2 protein-coding genes are annotated in these 2,791 nt (G+C 47.8%); both read right to left on the reverse strand.

Features of this window, described 5'->3' with window-relative positions; all coding sequences use genetic code 11:
- The coding region (locus ACFRAK_RS27490) for a response regulator (protein ID WP_394572959.1) at positions 1-1,144 on the reverse strand (1,144 nt) is incomplete at its 3' end.
- A gap of 201 nt (positions 1,145-1,345) precedes the next feature.
- Positions 1,346-2,791, reverse strand: a 1,446-nt coding sequence (locus ACFRAK_RS27495; RefSeq protein WP_394572960.1) for an extracellular solute-binding protein, incomplete at its 5' end; no start/stop codon positions are given.

Raw genomic sequence — 2,791 nt, forward strand, 5'->3', positions numbered from 1 at the left:
TTTCCATTCCGAGCAATTCAAACAAGTCTTCGTTCCTGCCGCTAAGATATTGATCCAGTCTCCAAATGATATAGTTGGACATGTTATGAACAGAGAAACGGGAACGAAGATTCTTGATAGAACCGAACATCTGCTCAATTTCATCGCAGATTCGCACAAGCTCATATCCTTCCATCGCGGTAAGCAGCGCATTCATGTGCACGTCCAGCATGCGGGAATCCAGCATCCCCGGCTCCGTCCGAACATCCTCGAATTTAATGACGCTCCCCTTGCCCAAGAACATTTTGCCTTCCACCGCCTCAATGGCCTGACTATAGGATAGCTGCAATTGATCAATCGCGTGGGCCAGTTCGCCTACTCCCGTAGTAATCGAAATCCCGTTGTTATTGCGTATAGCTTCGTATAACCGGTTCACGGTGGTTTCCATCGACCCTTCATCCAGCAATAATGCCACTCGCTGTGAAGATAACTTACAATAGGGAGCTACGCCAAGATGTTGAATAACTTCATGCACCTGCTGCAGGAATATGCGTGACATTTCACGCTGTGAGGAGAAGTGTCCGCCTTTTCTCCATTGGAGATTGTCCAGTTCCATCACAACGACACGAATCGGCCACGCCATCGTATCGAGCCCGCAGGATGATGTCAGCTTCGACAATCCTTCACTATCCTGAGTCTCTTCTTCGCGCAGCAGCCGAATCAGAATATCGCTCTTGACGATCGGAATCATCTCACGATAGGCGATCTCCACTTCACGCTGCTTCATCTCCTCGTCCAGATCTCTCTTCACCTTGAGCAATGAAGATATCAACTCGCTATCATTCATCGGTTTCAATACATAGCTATAGGCGTTCAAAGATAGTGCTTGTTGCACATAACTGAACTCCTGATAACCACTCACAAATATAATGCGAATGTTGGGCTTACGTTCGAGTGCCATTCGAGCCAGCTCCAGGCCAGACATATATGGCATGTTGACATCGCTAACCAAGATATCAATCGCTTCCTTCTCCATGATCTCACAAGCAGTCAAGGCATTATTGACGCTGCCCTTCACTTCCATCCCCAACTCAGACCAAGGAATAAAACGCCGCATGCCCTCCAAGTCCAGCTCTTCATCATCTACCAGCAATACCTTATACATGCGAATACCCCCAATATAGATAAACAGCATTGGTTCTCCACGGTTCTATAGAAATTGCAGTATAGTTCGCATTTATATTAACAGAACATTTTTTCCAGGTATGGGGTAAATTTCTCTACTGCGCAATAAGCAGAGAGATCCCAAAGGATCTGTGAGATCCTTTGGGATGCCGACTCTGCAACACATACGAGTATCGAACTGTTATTGCTGCTTCATCTTGCTGACATTCTCCTGCCAACGTTCGGTACGCCACTGCAGCAGTTTGTCATATCCAAGCGCCATTAAGTCCTTATTGCCTTGGTCGAGAATCTTATCGACGTCTTCATCGCTTGTGGCCATGACCGACTTGGCATAAGTCTCAAGGAACAGTTCATCAACAGAGGTTTTGATGATGCCTTCCTCCGAATCCGGTGCAGGGTTCAGGTTAATGAACTCGGTCACGTTATATTGCGTTGGCCATGTTATGGTCTGTTGGTACTTCGTTCTCCAATCCTGTTCCTCGAACGGCAGCTCCGCCATGTACTTGTATTTCGCAGGATCGATGTAACTTGTATTACCTACGAACATGATTGGATCATTATTGGATTGAATTTCAGCTACCTCTTTCGGATCATAATTCGCGGTGAAATTCGGTTTGCCTTCACTGTCGAATCCTTCCCAGTTCTTACCTTCGGGTCCGAAGAATTGCAGATTCATTCCTTCTGGACCCGTGTACCAATCAAGGAAGGCGAAGATCGCTTCAGGGTCCTTGGCAGCTGTCGTAATGTAAGCAGCATTCCAACCCAGACTGGTATAAGTCCCCGGATAGACTTTGTTCTTATCCAGACCTGGCTTGTGAATCGGCCAGATCATGAAATATCCACCGTCCGGATCGGTTTTAATTAGCTCTTCCTGCGCTTCACCTGCCATTGTCGTCGGACTGGAGCTTGCAAATACAGCCACACGTCCCGTCATGACTTTCTCCAACACCTGATCTTCCGTTTGGTTAAAGGCATCCTGAGAAATCAGTTTCTCACGATATAATTTGGCAATATACTTCTGCGCTTCGCGGAACACTGGATCCTCGAACACAGAGATCAACTTGCCGTCCTTCGGTACACCCCTAAGCGAGCTGTTCAGATAAGTATAAAGCGTACCTTCGCCAAATGCCGTATACAATACCCCAAGTCCTTGCATATCCTGTGCACGGTGCGGCTCAAATGGTATGATGCTGGTGCCGTATTTCTCTTTCACCTTCACTAAATAATGATAGAGATCGTCTGTTGTCTCAAGCGGCGGTTGCCCCAGCTCATCATAGATCTTCTTATTTACCACATACCCCGCGTTACCTGCGGGTCTGGAAGTGTACCAGTTCGGGAACATGTACAACTTGCCGTCATCCGAGCGCAGCATGTTGAGATTGTCACCCATCCAGGTCTTCAGGTTCGGGTATTTATCGAGGTAATCGTCGAAGGCTACGAGCTTCCCTGCCTCCCGAAGCCGCTCCATATCCGGATGATTCCGATCCGTCCAGATCATTTCTGGCAATTGATCCGAGGCCATCATCGCACTCAATTTCTGTGTGTGGGCTCCCGCAGCAGCAATCATCTTGATATTAACCTGCTTGTTCTCGCTGAGCCATTTACCGGCCGGTGTGCTCTCCCATGC

It is taken from the genome of Peribacillus sp. NPDC056705 (assembly GCF_043656335.1).